The 19,948-nt window shown below is 35.9% G+C and carries 11 protein-coding genes; 1 reads left to right on the top strand and 10 read right to left on the bottom strand.

Annotated features, from left to right (window positions below; all coding sequences use genetic code 11):
* Positions 1–161 precede the first annotated feature (161 nt).
* Positions 162–1,037 carry an NmrA family NAD(P)-binding protein gene (locus ACNRYB_RS18435; RefSeq protein ID WP_473728262.1) on the bottom strand — a complete coding sequence of 292 codons (876 nt, stop codon included), beginning with the start codon at positions 1,035–1,037 and terminating at the stop codon, positions 162–164.
* An 81-nt stretch (positions 1,038–1,118) separates the two neighbouring features.
* Between ACNRYB_RS18435 and ACNRYB_RS18440 the strand changes: the two genes are divergently transcribed.
* Entirely contained in the window at positions 1,119–1,484 is a 366-nt protein-coding gene (locus tag ACNRYB_RS18440) for a winged helix-turn-helix transcriptional regulator (protein ID WP_473728263.1), read from the top strand.
* Positions 1,485–1,597: 113 nt separating this feature from the next.
* On the opposite strand, the gene ACNRYB_RS18445 is transcribed toward ACNRYB_RS18440, so the two are convergent.
* The 9 genes from ACNRYB_RS18445 to ACNRYB_RS18485 all read right to left on the bottom strand — a co-directional run bounded on the left by ACNRYB_RS18445 (position 1,598) and on the right by ACNRYB_RS18485 (position 19,851).
* The gene (locus ACNRYB_RS18445) at positions 1,598–2,551 is read right to left on the bottom strand and encodes a M20/M25/M40 family metallo-hydrolase (protein WP_473728264.1); all 954 of its coding nucleotides are present in this window, start codon (positions 2,549–2,551) and stop codon (positions 1,598–1,600) included.
* Positions 2,552–2,701: 150 nt separating this feature from the next.
* Entirely contained in the window at positions 2,702–3,748 is a 1,047-nt protein-coding gene (locus tag ACNRYB_RS18450; RefSeq protein WP_473728265.1) for a sialidase family protein, read from the bottom strand.
* Between the two features lie 313 nt (positions 3,749–4,061).
* Complete coding sequence (locus ACNRYB_RS18455; protein ID WP_473728266.1) at positions 4,062–5,648, bottom strand: SusD/RagB family nutrient-binding outer membrane lipoprotein; 1,587 nt, start codon at positions 5,646–5,648, stop codon at positions 4,062–4,064.
* 16 nt (positions 5,649–5,664) lie between these two features.
* The gene (locus ACNRYB_RS18460) at positions 5,665–8,751 is read right to left on the bottom strand and encodes a SusC/RagA family TonB-linked outer membrane protein (protein ID WP_343706846.1); all 3,087 of its coding nucleotides are present in this window, start codon (positions 8,749–8,751) and stop codon (positions 5,665–5,667) included.
* A 263-nt stretch (positions 8,752–9,014) separates the two neighbouring features.
* On the bottom strand, positions 9,015–11,675 hold the full coding sequence (locus ACNRYB_RS18465; protein WP_473728267.1) for a glycoside hydrolase family 3 protein: 2,661 nt from the start codon (positions 11,673–11,675) through the stop codon (positions 9,015–9,017).
* A 13-nt stretch (positions 11,676–11,688) separates the two neighbouring features.
* Entirely contained in the window at positions 11,689–13,929 is a 2,241-nt protein-coding gene (locus ACNRYB_RS18470) for a GH92 family glycosyl hydrolase (protein ID WP_473728268.1), read from the bottom strand.
* A gap of 11 nt (positions 13,930–13,940) precedes the next feature.
* Entirely contained in the window at positions 13,941–15,425 is a 1,485-nt protein-coding gene (locus ACNRYB_RS18475; protein ID WP_343706843.1) for an alpha-L-fucosidase, read from the bottom strand.
* A gap of 241 nt (positions 15,426–15,666) precedes the next feature.
* Positions 15,667–17,520: a glycoside hydrolase family 35 protein gene (locus tag ACNRYB_RS18480; RefSeq protein ID WP_473728269.1), complete on the bottom strand. Its 1,854-nt coding sequence runs from the start codon at positions 17,518–17,520 to the stop codon at positions 15,667–15,669.
* Positions 17,521–17,532: 12 nt separating this feature from the next.
* Positions 17,533–19,851: a beta-N-acetylhexosaminidase gene (locus tag ACNRYB_RS18485; protein WP_473728270.1), complete on the bottom strand. Its 2,319-nt coding sequence runs from the start codon at positions 19,849–19,851 to the stop codon at positions 17,533–17,535.
* Positions 19,852–19,948: the final 97 nt, after the last annotated feature.

Genomic DNA, 19,948 nt, shown 5'->3' on the forward strand with positions numbered 1-19,948 from the left:
TATGAATTACTTCCAGCTAAAGCTGGAGGCAATTCATAAATAAGTTTTTACTCTTAGCTCCCGATAGCTATTGACATTAGGAGATTATTTTAACTACATTAGCAATAGAATACTTTGCGTAAACAGTGTGCGAAAAATTCCTCTCTTGATTTTTTTTGCAATTAGAATTTTGAAGCAAATTCTTTTGCAAAATCTTCTAATTTGATTTTACCTGTTGCATTTCCATCATTCTTTAAAAAATCGGCTGCAATGGTTTCGTTTCTTAATCCAGTTCCCATTTCGGTATATAAACCTGCCATTTCTTCTGGAACTCCGGCTTGAGTCATTCCGCCAAAATATTGTTCGTCTGTAAATTCAATCCACGGAAGCTCTGGTTTTCCAATAGCAGTTCCAAATGCTTTTACAATTTCTGAAGGCGTTTTTACATCACTTATAATGTAACGGATGTTTTTACCTTCTGTACTTTTTTGTAATTCTTCGGCAGCTGCGTTTGCAATATCTTCTGGATGCACTAACGGAATACGGTTTGACGCTGGGAAATTAGCCCCCATAATCCCTGCTCCTTTTATCATCGGGATATCATTAAAGAAATTAATATAGAAATATCCTGCTCTTAAAAAGGTAATTGAAGTGTCTAATTTTTCGTAAATCTTCTCGATATTATGCAATCCTGCAATTGGTCCGTTTCCTGTTGGCAAATCGGCTCCAATGCTGCTTAGCATCACTACTCTCTTAATCTTGGCTGTTTGGATTGCTTTCGCGAAAGCGGCACCAGCATCTGTAGTATTCTTCACAATATTTACTCCGCCCATATTCGGAGGTGTCATGGCAAATAGAGCATCAGCACTGGCAAAAATTTCAGAAAGAAAATCGGCATCATTAACCGATCCAATTGCGGCTTTTGCGCCTAATTCTTCAATGGCAGATTTTCTATCTGCATTACTGCTGATAACGGTTACATCGTGACCTGATTGTACTAATTGTGCCGTTAATGGCTTTCCTATGTTTCCTAATGAACCTGAGATTATAATTTTCATCTTTAAATGTTTTTTTATTTAACAAGACAAAGGTATTTTTGTACTTACTTTTATACAAGTACTTACCCTAAAGTATGTATTATGACCGCAATTAAAGAATCGTCTACTATTCAGGAAAACAAGCAGTATGCGTTGGAAAAATGTCCCGTGACTTTTGTGATGGAAAAAATTGGAGGCTACTGGAAACCTATTATTTTATATCATTTATCAACTGGAGATAAACGTTATAGCGAATTAAAAAGAGCTATTCCAGCTGTAACAGAAAAAATGCTCATTCAGCATTTAAAACAGCTAGAAGCAGACGGATTGGTTATTCGCGAAGCAAAACCTGTTGTTCCTCCGTTTGTCACTTATAAATTGAGCAGTGCAGGAACCGGCTTGCTGCCCGTAATTGATGCCATGGCTTCATGGGCTTTTAAAATGAAAGACGGCGTCTATAACATTTAATAGACACCGCCTTTTTAAAAAACAAAAACTAATTAACTTAACTTTTTATGTGAAATTGAACAGGCATTAATTTCACTAGTCGACTTAATTTATTGTATGGAATAATGCTTTGTTTAATTCTGTTTAATAAAAATCAAAGCTTCTTCATAATTAGCAATTTGTGTGAGGGCATTATAAATATATTTTGACACCAATGCTCCTCCATCTGAATTAATAAGTTCAATATCATCGTCTGGCGTGTGGTATTGCGGATGTCCGCCTGTATGAAAACCAACAGCTGAAATGGATTCTTTGTAAAAAGAAACATGATCTGAACCGCCTACATCTCCTGCGTGAATAACAGGATTTAGTCCTGAGTTTTCTTGCAGTTTTTTCATTAATTCAACTCCATTCGGAAAAGTTCCTGCTCCGCCCATATAAAGTTCTTTTTTATCATTCAATCTTCCGACCATATCCATATTGAGCATTACTTTTACAGCTTCTTTTGGAACTGGGAGATGATTAATAAAATACTTTGAACCCAATAATCCTTCTTCTTCTCCGCTAAACGAAATAAAAATGATGCTTCTTTTTGGCTTTACTTTTTGTCCTGAAATTTCTTCTAAAATGCACAATAAAGCCGAAACTCCAGACGCATTATCATCTGCACCGTTATGAATGGCAAAAGCTTCTTTCTTTTTACTTCCAGAACCTTGTCCGCCCCAGCCCCAGTGATCGTAATGCGCACCGATTACAATGTATTCGTTTTTCAAATTAGGATCTGAACCTTCAATATAGCCTACAACGTTTTGTGTTACCACACTATCCGATTTCATTTTATTGATTCCTTCTTTGACAAATACTTTGAAAGGCTGATAATAACTATCATTGAATTGCTGTAATCCATATTTCTTAAAATACTTTTTGATATATGCAGCGGCGTCGTTATTTCCTTTAGTTCCCACAAAACGTCCTTCCAATTTATCAGATGAAAGATATTTGTCATGTTTGTAAAAGGTCTTAGCCATTTGTGCATTCACGAAAGTGCAGCAAAAAAATGCAGTTGTAAAAAGAAGTTTTAATTTCATATTTAATTATCTATAAATGAGACGCGGATGAAACGGATTTGCTTTGCAAAAACGCGGATACACACAAATATTATACAAAAACATAATAAAAAAATCCGTAAAAATCAGCGTTTTCACGAAGTGAATCCGTTTTATCAGCGTTCTATTATCTTATAAATCAAAAGAAGTATGTTTAATATATTTTCGATCATAAGTATACAAAACGTGTATTCTCTTGTCTGCGGTCTGGATTATGGCTGGATAGCTGAACTCTCCTTTTTCCTGTTTTTCCAGATCAAATAGTTTCGTCCAGTTTAAACCATCTTTAGAATATTCAACATCTAGAATATTTCGTCCATTAAACCAATCTTTACCTATTGGAAGCGGATTATTTACCAATAGAAACAGATTTTTGTTTACCGTTAAAGCATCAATACCAGAATTAGAATTGATGACGTTTATGGTATTGGTTCTAATCCAGCTTTTACCATTATCTCCCGACCAGCTAGAAACCACTTTATTATGCTTGCTTCGAGACAGCATCTGAATATCGCTTTTACCATGAATCAAAAATGTTGGCTGAATAACATCAAAGTTTTGATTGTTTTCTACTGCTATTTTCTTCCAAGAATCTGTTGCTTCTGTATATTCTTCCACATGCACACGCCATTCGTCTGTGTTGACGCTTTCTGTACTGCTTCCGCACAAAATTACGCCTGCTGTGGTTTCGATTGGTTTATTTCGGATTGGTCCTAAAATTCCGTCTGGAAGATATTTTGGTTCTCCCCAAGTTGTTCCGTTATCTTTTGAAACCATCATAGCGCCAAACCATTCCCTCGGATTTTTTCCAATTTTATAGAACAAATACAAATTCTGGCTTTTGCTTTTAAACAAAACTGGATTCCAGCATGGCAGTGTGTCTCCGTTTTTAATTAAGGGCTGAATCAGTTCTTTAGGCGCAGACCATTTTTTGTCTTTATAGGCCGAAATGTAAATTCCGACATCTTTTGCACCTTCGTATTTTCCGCCAAACCAAGCCGCTAAAATTTCGTTTGGCTTGTATTCCACCAAAGTTGAGGCATGGCTATTGGTTGTAACAGGCGGGTCTGCAATATAACTGCTTTCGATATTTACAGCTTTTATCTGCGCTTTTATTCCATTAGAAAAAAGAAATAAAGCCAATAACGCCACAACAGTATATTTTGTCTTTACAATCATTTTTATTTTGAAATTATTAAACACATAGAAACATAGAATTTTTGTTTTTACGAAAAAGAATAAAGAAAGAAACTAGTTTCTAACACATAGCTATGTGAAAGAAATATTTTTCTCTTTGCTTTTCTTTTTAGACACAGAACCTATGTTTCTATGTGTTAAAATTAAACTTGCTCACTTTCACACAAAGGGAAATTGCTAATTATGAATTAAAGTTGGGGCAAAAATTCACTAGTCTTCATAAAAAACAAAAGGAGAGTTACCTCTCCTTCTGCTCAAGTAACAAATCGATTGATCTTTTACTTTACCAAATTAATTATTTTGTGTCCCACCAAAGTCTTGTTCCACCTGAATCTGGACCTCCTAATTTAGCAACTCCGCCATCTACAGCTTCTTTGTTTGATGAGTACTCATTTGTTGTGTAAATAATTCTTTTCATTAAAGATTTACCAACTCCTGCATCTGGATTATCCGTATTTAAAACTGGATAAATTACTTTAGCATCGCTTCTACGTAAATCTGCCCAAGCTTCCCAAGATTCTGGGAAAATGGCTAAGTATTTCTGAACCGCGATCTGAGTTCTTTGATCAGCAGTAGATGCAGACCATGCAACTGGCAATTTAACTGGAATATCTTGTAAATCTAAAGTTGGATATAAAGTCAAAATGTTTGGCAATGTAGGCAATGTAGAACCATTGATGTAAGCATTAACTGCAGTAGCATCTGTGATTCCCCATTGTGCAAGAGATAATCTAATACCTGTTTCATACAAAGTCTTAGCATCTCCGCCCATGTTCCATCCATTTAAAGCTCCTTCTGCTCTACTTAAGTAGTTTTCAGAAGCCATAAAGATTTCAATATTTTTAGTTTCGCTAAGTGTATTAGCTGCACCATTTCCTAAAACATCATTGTTAAATTTAGAGAACTCCGTAGTTCCAAATTGATCTTCTAGACCTCCAACTGGATTTCCTCTATAAGCACCTGTAGAAACTGGGGCAAACCATTTTGATAAACGCGGATCGTTGTAACCTACTAAGATACTTTCCATAGAAGCTGTCATTACATAACCCCAGCTATTTACGATCATGTTTAAGTTGTTTGGTGTAATGTTACTTGCTTTAAAGAATGCGCTCTGATCGTTTGTCTGCATAACTCCAGCAGCTACTGCGGCTTCAGCTTGAGTTTTTGCAGTTGCAGGTTCTTTATCAGAAATTCTTAAAGCCAAACGTAATCTCATACTGTTTCCAAAGATTCTCCATTTGTCAACACTTCCTGCATAAACTCTATCATTTGGGGCAAGAGAAGCAACTGAAGTTGCAGAAGTAGAAGTTAGTGTCGCATTTGCTTCGTCCAATAATTTAAAGAAATCTGCATAGATAAATTCTACGCTGTCGTAAGGAACTTTTTCTTTTCCGTTTCCTGCTTCAGTGTAAGGAATTGGTCCGTAAGCATCAACCATTTGATTGTACATGAAAACTTTCCAGATTTTTAATACTGCAGTCGCTTCTGCATTTCCTTCAGATGCTTTAAAGGCATTTGCTAAAGCTGGAGCTGCAACGGTGTAAAATCTTGTCCATCCTCTACCTTCGTATCCGTTTACGAAAGCATTTCTTTCTGTTCCATACCCACAGTTCAAGTAGTGGATAAAAGTTGACGATAAAATACCTGTCGCGATACCCCAAGTACCTTGATCATCTACTCCTGGAGACGAATAAGATCCATTGTGGATACCTGCATAAAGTGCAGATGCAAATGCTGGACCTGCCAACGTTGGATCTAATTGACTTTCTGTAAGCGAATTAGGATCTGTATTTATTTCGTCGAAGTCTTTTGTACAACTAGAAAAAGTAGACAGCATCGCTATAGCAAGTCCTAGTGTTTTTATTTTAAAACTATATTTCATGATATCTCTTTTTTAATTAAAATCCGAATTTAACATTAACTCCATAATCTCTCGTTGAAGGAATGTTGAAAGATTCTATCCCTTGTAGGTTTCCTGTACCTGCTCCCGCTTCTGGGTCAAAGTACTTCGCTTTGTTTAAGAAGAAGAACAAGTTTCTACCTACTAATGAGAAATCGATGCTAGTAAATCCTGAATTACCTAATAAACGTTTTGGCATTGAGTAACCAAAAACAAGCTCTCTTAATCTGATGTTTGTAGCATCATAAACAAATGGTTCTGCAATTGGAGTTCTTTGACCGATTGCTGTCCAGTATTGCTCAGCATTGATGCTTGTCGTGTTTGGAGAGTAAGTTCCGTTTCCGTTAGCAACCACCCCATCAACAATAATTCCGCCATTTCTTCCTGCTAATGTAATGTCACTAACCCCTAAACCAGCTTGTCTAGCTTGAGTGTATGAAATCACTTCACCACCGATTCTGAAATCTACTAAGAAGCTTAAAGAGAAATCTTTGTATTTGAAGTTGTTTTTGAAACCTGCAGTCCAATCTGGATTAAAGTTACCAGCGCGAACATCAAAACCATTTGTAGCTAATGGAATACCAGCACTGTTAACAATGATTTGTCCAGCATCATTTCTTTGGAAACCTTTGATGTATAAATCACCATATTCTCCACCTTGAACCACTTTACTTCTCACTAAACGTCCTTCACCAAGAACTAATTCATCTCTTCCTTCAAAGATAGATTTTACTTTTGACTTATAAGAAGCGTAGTTTGCTGTAATATCCCAAGAAAAGTTTTCTGTTTGAACTGGCGTAGCAGTAAGCGTGAACTCAATACCTTTATTCTCGATATCTCCACCGTTTACGATTGCTCTAGAATATCCAGAAGACTCAGGAGTGTTGATATAGAAAATTTGGTTGTTCGTTAACGTTTTAAAGTATGTGAAATCTAAACCTAAACGGTTGTTGAAAAATCTAACATCGGCACCAAACTCAGAAGAAGAAGAAATCTCTGGTTTTAAGTTTGGATTTGCTTTTGTGCTTTGTCCGTATAACATACCACCGTTTCCTCCGATGTATGAATATCTCTGTTGTGTCTGATAAGGATCTGTATCATTACCAACTTGTGCGTAAGAAGCTCTTACTTTAGCAAAACTAATTACTTCTGGCAATGTAACCATATCAGAAACAACTGCTGAAAGTCCAAAAGATGGGTAGAAATAATCTGTTGGCAATGTAGAAGACCAGTCATTTCTAGCTGTTAAATCTAAGAATAAATAGTTTCTGAAACCAATTTGACCAAATCCGTAAACAGAATTAATTCTTTTTTCTGAAGCTGTAGAAGTAGATTGAACTGTCTGAACGTTTGATAATGCAAAGAAATTTCTTTTACTTAAAACACCTCCAGAATTCAAAGCTGAACTGTTTTGCTGCAATGAACTCGCACCAGCATTAAGACCTACAGAGAAATCTCCGAATTTTTCATTGTAAGACAGCAAAGCATCTACGTTTAATTCGCTTACTGTTTCATAAGACTCGCTATAAGAACCTAAATTGCTGTTGAAAGCTGCAGTTGCGTATCTGTTTCTTACGTTTTTGTTTGTCATTTGGTCTAAACCAGCTCTACCTTGCAAGCTTAACGTTTTTGTAAACTCATATTTAAGAGAAGCTAAACCAATAAATCTATTTCTTTTATCTGTACGAGCATCATCTCTTAAAGCAGACCAGAATGGGTTTCCACCTGGCGCTCCAGTTTCATCAAGGAAATAGTTTACTTGTCTTTGTCCTGCAGCATCAAAATATTCGAAATCTTTGTAATCGTTGTAAGCGATACTACGAGGCAATAAATAAGCAGATGTTCCGATAGACTCTTCACCTGTTCTCAATAAGTTATCGATATCTTGAACAATGTAGTTTGTTTTTACATCCAATGATAATTTATCAGAAATTTTGCTTGTCAATCTTAAGTTAAGATTATGTCTGTCCATTTGGTTTCCTCCAACAATACCTTCAGCACGAGTGTTAGTATAAGAGAAATAACCTTGCGCTTTTTCGTTACCAGCAGTAACTGTCAAAGTGTTTGCCAAGTTATAACCTGTTTTGTAGAAATCAATAACGTTGTTTGGCTGTGGGGAATAGCTTTGTGTAGCTGGTCCAGCATAGTTTGGATTACGAACCAACTGCCAAGCAGATACCTGGCGTCCGTCTAAAGGTGCTCCCCAGCTTGAGCTTGAGTTAGAAACATAATTTCCGTTTGTTCCTTGACCGTACTCGTTTTGTAAATTCATCAAATTATAAGCTGAAGAAGCCATAAAGTTAGACGATAACGAAACTGAAGTTTTTCCAGATTTACCAGATTTAGTTGTAATAACAATTACACCATTTGATGCTCTAGAACCGTAAAGAGCCGCTGCAGATGGTCCTTTAAGAACAGTCATCGAAGCAATATCTTCTGGGTTAATGTTAGAGATACCATCTGGCTGTGTAGTTCCTCCTGTATCAATATCAGGGTTAGTTGTTGTTGTTCCGTTACTAATTGGCACACCATCTACTACATAAAGAGGCTGGTTGTTTCCGTTAAGAGATCTGTTACCTCTTAAAGTAATTCTAGAAGAAGAACCAACACCATTTGAAGTAGTAGAGAAGTTAAGACCTGCAACTTTACCAGAAAGTGAGTTGGCAACGTTTAATGATCTTGCTTCTGATAACTCATCTACAGAAACGTTTTGTGCAGAATACGTAATCGCTTTTTTCTCTCTCTTAATACCAAGAGCCGTAACCACTACCTCTCCTAGCTGCTGCGTATCTGGGCCAAGAGTTACATTAATTGTAGATTGAGATCCCACAGCAACTTCCTTTGTAGCAGATCCTACATAGGTAAAAACTAAAACTGCTGATTGATTAGGAACGCTAATGCTGTATTTACCATCAAAATCTGATGAAGCACTTGTTTTAGTTCCTTTAACAATAATATTTGCTCCAGGAATCGGAATCCCGCTTTGAGCATCTGTTATCGTTCCTTTTACTGTTGTCTGCGCTTGTAGGCTTTGAAACCCGAAAAGGCATATGACCAACAGTAATTTTAGTACGTTTTTAATCATATTAGTTGTTTTTTTAGAGTTAATAACATGTTAAACTTAAGAATACATTCTGTTAACAAAATATAATTTCGACAAATGACAATTTTGAAAAGGTGTTGGTAAATCTTTAGTGTTTTATTGAAAGAAAACGTTTTCATTTGTAATCCTACTCTGCCTTATAAAAAAAGGCGAAAACACTATTATCGAATAGATTTTAGCCTTTTATAATTGTATTCATTTTTTTAAAGCAAAAACGCCGAAAAATCTTCGGCGTTTTTGGGTTTTTAGTTCAAAACCTTGAATTTAGTTTTAAGCAAATCGGTCGAATTTCCGCCGACCATCACTTCGAAATCTCCGGGCTCTACAACGCGCTTCATTTCTCTGTTCCAAAGAGATAGCTCGTCTGGTGTAAGTGTAAATTCAACATTTTTTGTTTCGCCTTTTTTGATGTTCAATCTTTTGAACCCTTTTAGTGTTTTTTCTGGTGTAGTTGTACTGCTGTAAACATCATTAATATACAATTGAACTACTTCGTCTCCGTCTCTGTCTCCAACATTTTTAACATCAACAGATACTTTTACTTCTCCGTTTGGTTTAATTTCAGTAGTATTCAGTTTTAAATTAGAATATTCAAACTTCGTATAACTCAATCCGTAACCGAATGTATATAAAGGATGTTCGCTTTCTGCTACATATTTATGAATCGCAGACGGCTTTTGGTTATAATATATAGGTAACTGCCCAACTGATTTTGGAACTGTGATTGGCAATCTTCCTCCTGGGTTATAATCTCCAAATAAAACATCAGCCACTGCTCTTCCTCCTAATTCACCTGGGAACCAACCTTCTAGAACTGCAGGAATGTTTTCAGCAATCCAGTTTGTAGAAAGCGGACGACCGTTTAATAATACACAAACTACAGGAGTTCCTGTTTTTTGAATTTCTTCAATTAATTGCTGTTGAATTCCGAATAAGTCTAAAGAAGCTACATCTCTATTTTCTTCTACCAATTCGTTAGATTCTCCTAAAACTACAATCGCAACATCTGCTTTTTTAGCAGCATCGATTGCTGGCTGTAAGTTTACTTTTTCTAAATTCCAACGGAAATGAGCTCTGGCTCCCCAGCCTCCTTCCCACATTTCAATGCGGACTTTATACTTTTTACCTTTTTCGATATTTTTAGGAACCGTAACCATACTTGTTGCCCCTTTTGTCCAGTTGTCGATAACCAATTGATCATCAATATACATTCTGATTCCGTCGTCAGAACTTAAACCTAACCAACCGTCAAGAGCTTGATCTGATTTTAAAAATCCTGTCCATCTAATAGAAAAATCATCCACATTCACACCATCTCCAGGCGCCCAAGGCCAGTCAAACTCTAATTGGCTGTCAATACGAGTCAAAGCTGGAGTTCCTTCTAAGTTTCTGTTATTGAAATATTCACCTTTTAATCCGTTTTGAGATTCGTCTGGAGTAAATAAATATTTAGATGGAATAATTTGTCCTTTTACGATCAATGGAACGCCTTCTTCATAAACAACATTAGCTGTTTTACCAACCAATTCTTTAACTCCTTCATAAACCGTCATTCCGACACTGTTTTTAGGAGCATAACCTCCCAATCTTGAAGCATTTGCATTTGGTCCGATAACCGCAATGTTTTTTAAGTTTTTACTTAAAGGCAAAGTATTGTTATCGTTTTTCAATAAAACCATTGATTTCTGCGCCGCTTCTAAAGCAACAGCTTGATTTTCTGGAGTATGAAAACGCTCTTTAATCAAGTTTTTATCTGTGTACGGATTTTCAAATAATCCTAATAAGAATTTCAAACGTAAAACTGCTCCCGCCGCACGGTCGATGTTTTCCATTGTCAATTTCTTTTCATTTACCAATTCAATAACAGTATTTTGCCAGAATTCGTTTGAAAAATCATAAAACTGCATATCTACACCCGCTGAAACCGCTTCTCTAATAGCATCTTTTGGAGAATCAGCCACTTTGTGAGTCGTTTGAATGTATTTAATAGCTCCTAAATCTGAAACTACCAATCCTTTAAAACCCCATTCGTTTCTTAAAACATCTGTCAATAACCAATGATTGGCTGCACAAGGAATTCCGTCTAACTCAGAATATGCGCACATTGTTCCTAAAGCACCACCTTTTGTAAATGCTTTTTCGAAAGATGGCAAATGATCTTCTCTTGCTGAACGTTCTCCAACTAAAATCGGAGAAGAATTTCCTCCCGCTTGCGGAATACCGTGAACGGCAAAGTGTTTTGGTTCGGCAATAATAGAACGATCCGATTTTAAATCGTCTCCCTGCATTCCTTTGATGAAAGCCAAACCAATTTCGCTATTCAAGAATGCATCCTCACCAAAAGTTTCTGCAACACGTCCCCATCTTGGTTCGCGTCCCAAATCTAAGTTTGGTCCAAAACCAAAATGAACTCCATGAGATCTAGCTTCCATACCAATAACTTTACCCACTTTGTCCATTGTTGCAATATCCCAAGTTGCACCAAGACCAATATTCATTGGGAAAGCGGTACTTCCTTCATCTAAATATCCGTGAAGCATCTCGCACATAATTAGCGCCGGAATTCCCCAACGGTTTCCTTTGATTACATTGGTTTGCAAATCATTAATCATTTTCGCTGAACGCGGATAAAGATCATGAATCGCTCCGATTCCTAATTTCCCGATTTTTTCTGCCGATTTAGATTTAGCAAAATCTTCTTTATCTTTAAAAAAATCTCCTCTGTACATATCCATCTGACGCACTTTTTCTTCAAGCGTCATACGGCTTAATAAGTCTTTTACTCTGTCTTCAACAGGCGCTTTGGCATCTTGATACAAATACTTTTTCTGGGCTTGGGTCTGGTTTAAAAAACCAACAGCCATTACAAAAATAATGGCCGTTTTCTTCATTCTTAATTGTAACATAGTTGTGTTGTGTTTAGTTTTGAATCACTTTAAGTTTTGTTCCGTTCACAAAAGCATCGTGCGAAATAAAAAAGGTATTAAGTGATTTTCCGTTTAGTTCAATCGAATTGATTTTTCCACCGTTATTTTCTTGTCTTTCAATTACGATGTTTTCTTTTTTATAATATCTAGGATCTAATTTGATTGTTACTCTATGAAACATCGGCGTCGTAATCGTATAAATCGGATCTCCAGGAGATATTGGATAAATTCCCATCATCGAATACACCAACCAAGCCGACATTGTTCCGGTATCATCATTCCCCGGCAATCCTTTTGGCTCATTTTTGAAATATTCGCGAACCAATTTCTTTACCATGTCCTGAGCTTTATATTCTTCGCCTTTCACATAATTAAACAAATACGGATTGGCAATGTCTGGCTCATTTGCCATATCAAATTGTTTAGTGTCGAAGATTTTCTGCAATTGAGCCGAAAATGGTATATCACCGCCCATTAATTTCTTTAATCCTACAATGTCATGAGGAACCATAAAAGCGTATTGCCAAGCATTTCCTTCAATAAAACCAACATTTTCTTCAAAATTGGCTCCTGAATTTGGGTCAAAAGGTTCGTACCATTTTCCGTCTGGCGTTCTTGGACGAAGCAGATTTAAATTTTTATCGAATAATTTTCTGTAGGATAATGAACGTTCTTTAAAACGTTTTACATTGTCTTTGTCCCCAAATTCGTTGGCCATAAGCGAAATAGAATAATCTGAAATATTGTATTCCTGAGTCGTCGAAACTGGGCCTTTATTGTCGGTTGTCAAATATCCTTTTTTAATATAATCTCTCAATCCCGGACGAAGCGGATTATTTTCAATATTATCTGCGCCTTTCAACATCGCATAATAGGCTTTATTAATATCATAATCACGAATTCCTCTCATATAACTATCTGTAATTACAATACTTGCAGGATCTCCAACCATGGTAAAAGTTTCAGTCGAATTCAGTTCCCATTTGGGTAACCAGCCGTTTTCATCAAACATAGTCAACATGCTTTTTATCATATCCGATTGCTGTTTTGGATAAACCAAAGACATCAACGGATGCACATTTCGGTACGTATCCCATAAAGAAAATACGGTATAACGGGTGTCATCGGTTTTAGCAATTTTAGTTCTTTTGATTACGGGATATTGTCCGTTAATATCATTTAAAGTATTGGGATGAATTAAAGTGTGATACAAAGCTGTGTAGAAAATCGTATTATCCTCTTTTGTACCGCCTTCAACCAAAATTTTAGACAATTCTTCGTTCCATTCGTTATAGGTCTCTTTGTAAATTGCGTCAAAAGATCTGTTACCCACTTCTTTTGCTAAGTTTTCACGGGCATTTTCGATACTTACATACGAAATTCCAATCTTCACTTCAACCGTTTCTTGTTTCTCGAATTTATACGTAAAATAACTTCCAATACTGTCACCTACTACAGTTTTAATGGTATTTTCCATTATTCTTGCTTTTCCGTTGTAACCCATCCATTGCGCTTCAACACCGTTGTATTTTGCAGGTTTTTTCCAAACTCCAAATTTATGGGCAGGTTTAGAAAATTGAGCCACAAAATAAACTGGGTAAGCATCTTCTGGACTATTGTAACAGAACGAACCAACTGAACGCATTCCTTCAATTTCTGTAGAAGAAACCACTTTTATCATGGCGCCTTCTTCATTTGTTAATCCCAATCCAAGATTTAATAAAATATTAGATTGCCCTTTCGGGAAAGTGAATCTGCTCACTCCTACTCGTTTTGAAGTGGTAAATTCGCCTTTTACTTTGTACTTGTCTATGTTTACGCTGTAATACGCCGCTTTAGCAACTTCATTAGAATAAGTCGAGCCGTATTTTAGATGATTGATTTCTACATTTCCAGTTGTCGGCATCAATAAAATAACACCCAAATCTGGACAGCCAACTCCACTTAAATTAACTTGAGAAAATCCAGTCAAAAAAGTATTCTCATTCACATACGGATTAGAAAGCCATTGACTGTCTTTTTCCATTGGAGTATTTTTTACTCCAGCCACATTAAACGGACTAATACTTGCCATACCACGTGGTGCTATTGGTCCCGGATAAGCAGCGCCATAATTGGAAGTACCTATAAACGGATTCACGAAATCGGCAGGTTCCTGCGCAAAAATCGTAATGCTAAAAAACAGCATGCAAAAAATACATGCTGTTTGAAATTTGTTTGTATTTAAAACCATAGGTTTCATTTTTATCTGTTGATCGCTTCAATTTTTAAAGTCCAAGCTTCTTTCGCTGGAAGATTATTTCTTAAGCTTTCTGGAATTACTACTTTAAATCCGTTTCCTTCTTTGGTCCATTTTAAAGAAGTTTTAGAACCCAACATTGTAATTTTTGTTCCTTTTTTAGGACTGATAGCTTTTACTGTAACTTCAGCAGGAATTTTATCTTCTCCTTCTTTAGCTAAATAAAATGCAAATACATTTCCTGCTTTATTTTGTGTAAAACAAATGTTTTCTTCTTTGTAAGGTTCGATTGGTTTTGTGTTGTAAATCGCTGTGCTGTTTACTTTCATCCAATCACCATAAGCTTGCAATAAATCGTAAGCGCCTTTATCCCATTCTCCTTCTGGACTTGGCGCAACGTTTAATAATAAGTTTCCGCCTTTCGCAACAATATCAATCAATAAGTGAATTCCTTGACGTCCAGTCATGTATTGAGCACCTGGAGAATAAGACCATCCTCCGCCTGCAGGGATACAAGACTCCCAAGGATAAGGCAATGTTTTAGCAGGAACACGTCCTTCTGGAGTTAAGTAGTTTTGGTTTTTACCGTGAACCGCTCTATCCACAACAATCAAACCTGGTTGTTTTTGACGCGCTTTTACAACCAATTCATCCATTTTAGGATCTTGATCAACTACTCTGTGTTTGATGAAACCGTTTTTAGATTCGTTTTCAGTAAATTTCTCGTCATAGTTTTCTTTGATGTTCACTTGGTCTCTTTTTCTAACCCATCCTCCATCTAACCATAAGATATCTACTTTACCGTAATTAGAAAGAATCTCTAAGATTTGGTTGTGCGTGAAATCAACATATTTCTGCCATTTTTCTGGGTATAATGACGGATCGTAATTTACGTTTCTGTCGAAAGGAGGAAAATAAGGATCCCAGTAGTTTTCGTTATGCCAGTCTGGTTTAGAAAAATAAGCTCCAGTTGAAATGCCTTCGCCTCTAAAAGAGTTGAAAATTTCTTTTAAAACGTCTGCTTTAGGGTTGGTATGAAAAGGAACATCTTTGCTCGTAATCTTATAATCAGAATATTTCGTATCATACATATTGAATCCGTCATGGTGTTTGGTGGTAAAAACCATGTATTTCATTCCAGCATATTTAGCCGCTTTAGCCCATTTTGCAGGATCAAATTTTACAGGATTAAAAGTCTTTCTTAAACCTTCATAATCTTTAATATAATCATTATAGTTAGATGGATTACTTCCTTTTTTACGTTCACACCATCCGTAATCTTCAGGGCAGATAGACCAAGATTCTACAATACCCCATTGGCTGTAAGTTCCCCAGTGCATTAGCAAACCAAATTTTTTGCCTTGCCATTCGTCTAAGTTCTTTAAAACTAACGGATCTGTTTCTGGTACGTATCTTTCATCTTCATAAATCGCCTGTGCGAATATCTGAGCTGAAAATAAAAGGGCGATTATGAATATTCCTTTTTTCATCTTTAATCTAATTTATAATTTATTATTCTTTGTTTTTCTGGTTTAATAGGTAATCTTAACTCGTTGGGTAAAATTATTTTCAACACATAGAAACATAGTTTAACCAAACCTAAAAAAGGCGTTTCACTAGTTTAAATGCACATAGTTTAGCTATGTGTGGAAACTTGTTTCTTCCATTCTCTCTTTTTGAGTATAAAATCTATGTCTCTATGTGTTTTAATTTAACCCCAACGGGTTAATCTTAATTTAATTTTTCAAGTATCGGTTGATCTGTAAAAGTTAATTCTGTTTGAGCATTTTCATTAAGCTGCTCCAATACAACAAATTTATTCTCACCCGCTTTCAACCAACAGCCTGGCACGTAAAGTGTTTGTTGCGGCCCAACTTTCCAGTAGCGCCCAAGATTGTGTCCGTTAACAAATACAATTCCTTTTCCCCAATTGGCCATATCAAGAAAAGTATCGGCTGGTTTATCAATGTTTACTGTAGCTTCATATAAAACTGGGCGTCCAGATTTTACCGTTTCATTTTTAACAGCTGGAACTTCATTCATAGGCATTTTATACATTTCCCATCCACCACTAATTTCATATTCATTAATGAATACTGGAGAAATAATACCTTTAGTATTATGCACTATTTCGGCTCCGTAATTAATACGTCCCATATTTTCAACCAGAATTTCTAAAACACCGTTAAAAGGAATAGAAATCGTCAACTCGTAATTTTTGAAAACTCTATTCAATTCACCCACCTTAACTCCATTTACATAAACGGTAGCAAAGTCTCTCAATCCCTCAATTTTCAATTTGCCAGAAGAAATTGGCTGCGTAAATCTTTTTCGATACAAAACATATCCATTTCCTTGACCTAATTTTTCAAATGTTAATGGCTGGTCATTTACAACTGGTTTTTCTTTTTTAATCCAACTCAAAACATCCATACTTGATTTAACAGGCTGATTAGGATATTTTACAACTGGTATTTTCTCTGGAATCGGCGCTAATTTTGTTTTAGAATATTTTTGCATTACTTCACGAATAGCCATAAATTTTGGTGTTGCCCAACCTGCTTCGCTAATAGGTGCATCATAATCATAGCTTGTAATATCCGGCTGAATATCGCTTTCTTCATTATAATTTGCTCCAGAAGTAAATCCAAAATTAGTACCGCCGTGTACCATATAATAGTTAAAAGAAACACCTGCATCAAGGTACTTTTTAGTTTGAGTCGCAACCTCTTCAGATCCAATTTTAATAAATGGTTCTGCCCAATGATCCAACCAGCCAGAATAAAACTCTGCAACCATGTAAGGCCCTTGCCCTTTATGATATTTATCGACTTGTTTCTTTAAATTCTCTATATTTGATTCTCCATTGGCAGTTGGCAACACGCCTTCAACAGCGCCACCTTCAAACAACCAACTACCGTCAGAAGTGAAAAAAGGCTCTGGAAACCCAGTTTCTTTAAGCATGTTGTAAATGGCAGTTTTGTATGCTTTATGATCTTCGGCACTAATATCGGTTCTTTGAGAAACATAAGAACCAAATTCATTTTCCGCCTGAACCATAATAATTGGCCCTCCCTGGTTAGCAAAATTTCCTTTTACCACCGCATATAAATGTTCCAGATACGATTTACAAGCGTCTAAAAATGCTTTGTTATTGGTACGAATTACCAAATCTGGATTATTTTGCAGCCACCAAGGATATCCTCCAAATTCCCATTCACCACATGCATAAGGGCCTGGTCTAAGAATTACGTATAATCCTTCACTTTTAGCAATACGTAAAAATTCTGCCAAATCTCTATTTCCAGTTTTAAAATCCCATACACCTGGCTCAATTTCGTGATAATTCCAAAACACATAAGTTGCCACGGTATTCAATCCCATTGCTTTAAGCATTTGCAATCGATGTCTCCAATACTCTTTAGGAATACGCTCATAGTGCATTTCTCCTGAATGTATTTTTACAATTTTCCCATCTTTTTGAAATTCTCCATTAGATATAGAAAATCCTTTTGTTTGCGCCTTAGTAAAAAAAGGCATCAAGCAAATCAATACTACTCCAAGCTTAAATAATATCTTATTCATTTTTTAAAATATTTAATTCACCAAAATCTCATCCACAAACAACCAAGAACTTTCTCCTTTCGGACTTTTCTTTAAGTTACCACCGATTACTTTCACAAAACGTGCATTTTGTTTTTGGAAATTGATTTTGAAATCCTTCAATTCAGGAACCGGATTTGCTGCATACGGGCGTGTAATTTTTCCAACTTGCGTATATTTAATTCCATCAGTAGAAATCAATACTTTCACTTGAATTGGGAAATTAACTCCTGCGCCTTGGCTTTCTAAAGCTCCTACAGATACTTGTTCAATACTTTCTACTTTTTCAAGATCAATTACCAATTCCATATCATTAACCAACCAAGCCTGCCATTGTCCGTCATGGAAATTTTTGCTTCCGCGAATGGCATTTACCATTGTATTAGCATCTCCTTTATAACTCTGGTTGAAAGGCGTTAAGTATTTCACTTTTTTTGCAAATCCTTTGTGGAAAACAATAGTGTCAGTGTAAGTTTTTCCTACTGGCTTGTCATCTTGAAATAAAGAAGCTTTTAAAATGGTAGTTTCTTTAATTTCAATTGGAGCAACATATTTTACTGCGTGATGATCTATATTTTTATCTCCTAAAACGTAGCGGATATCTGGATTAGGAAACTCATTTTTCAACTCTACTTTGATTTGTTTATTCCCTAAATCAGCTGTAGAAGAAGCGGTTACTAAATATGCGCTTTTCGCATAATTTAATCCTTGATAATCGTAACGTTTGAACATTGAGAATAATCTTGATGTAAAATCATTCCAATTGCGCTTTTCTTTCGGACTCCATAATGTTTCTGATAAAGCCGCTAATCTCGGGAAAATCATATATTCAGAATCTTTTGGTCCCGTAATATATTCTGCCCATAAATTAGCTTGTCCGCCTAGAACATGTCCAGCTTCCTGTGGCGTCATTGTATTAACTACAGGATCAAATTTGTAAACTTCGCTTAACGGATTATAAGCATCAAAAGCTAAAGGTTCTTCGTTTTGTGGCCCTTGATAAAAGTTGAAATAACAAGGTGTTTCTGGTGTCATAATCACATCGTGGCCTTGATCTGCCGCTTCGATACCGCCTTTCATTCCTCTCCAGCTCATTACTGTTGCATCTGGAGCCAAACCGCCTTCTAAAATTTCATCCCAGCCGATAACTCTTTTACCTTTTGAATTGATGTATTTTTCCATACGTTTTACAAAATAGCTTTGTAATTCGTCAACACTTTTTAAATGCTCATCTTTAATTCTTTTTTGGCAGTTTGGACATTTTGCCCAATTCGTTTTAGTCGCTTCATCACCCCCAATATGAATGTATTTTGAAGGAAAAATGGTAATTACTTCGTCAATTACATTTTGTAAAAATTCAAAAGTCGATTCTTTTCCTGCACAATAAATATCAGTCAAAGGCCAAACTCCACCCGACGGAACACCAATTCTCTGATTGAAACAAGCCAATTCTGGATAAGCCGCAATAGCACTGCTAACGTGAGCTGGCATTTCAATTTCAGGAATAATTTCGATTCCTTTGGTTGAAGCATATTTTACAATTTCTCTTAATTCATCTTGCGTAAAAAATCCGCCATAAGTTCCTTTTTCGTCAGGATTAGTCGTTAATCTGGCATTCCAGCTTGTATTTTCCTGATCTACTCTCCAAGCACCAACTTCTGTTAGCTTTGGATATTTTTTAATTTCGATTCTCCAGCCTTGATCATCAACTAAATGCAAATGTAAAACATTCATTTTGTGCATTGCTAAACGATCGATTGTAGCCAGAATATAATTTTTATCGAAAAAATGACGAGATAAATCCAGCATTAAACCTCTCCATTTGAAACGTGGTTCATCATTAATTGTTAAGCTTGGAATCTGCCATTTTGCAGAAGTGATCGCATATTTACTTTCGATTGCTTCAGGAAGTAACTGTCTGATGCTTTCTAAAGCGTATAAAAATCCATTATTCCCTTTAGCAGAAATAACAATATTAGTCGGATTTACATCTAAAACGTAAGCTTCATTTTTTAAGTTTGCATCTGTTTTCAATAAAACATAATTACTTGCAGGAGCTTTTGTAGTAACTTCTGGTTTCCATCCCGCAGCAACTTCAAATTTAGAAGCCAAAACATTTGCAGCATCTTTTTGGAAATCACCGTTTACTACAAACTTTGTATCTTTTGTAAATTCAAAAACACCTGTTTTAATAAGAGTCTGACTCGGTTTTGGAATGATATGAATATCACTTTCCGTGTAAACTTTCTGTGCGTACGTAGAAGTTACAAGGACAAGAAAACCGATAATCAAATAAGATTTTATAATTCTCATATTCTAAATTATTTTAAAGAAGGTGTAATTTTAAATTGATATTGATATATTTTGTCTTTCAACATTTTTTTTGTTTTTGTTTGTCATTTCGACGTAA

This window comes from Flavobacterium sp. CR10 (assembly GCF_055814415.1).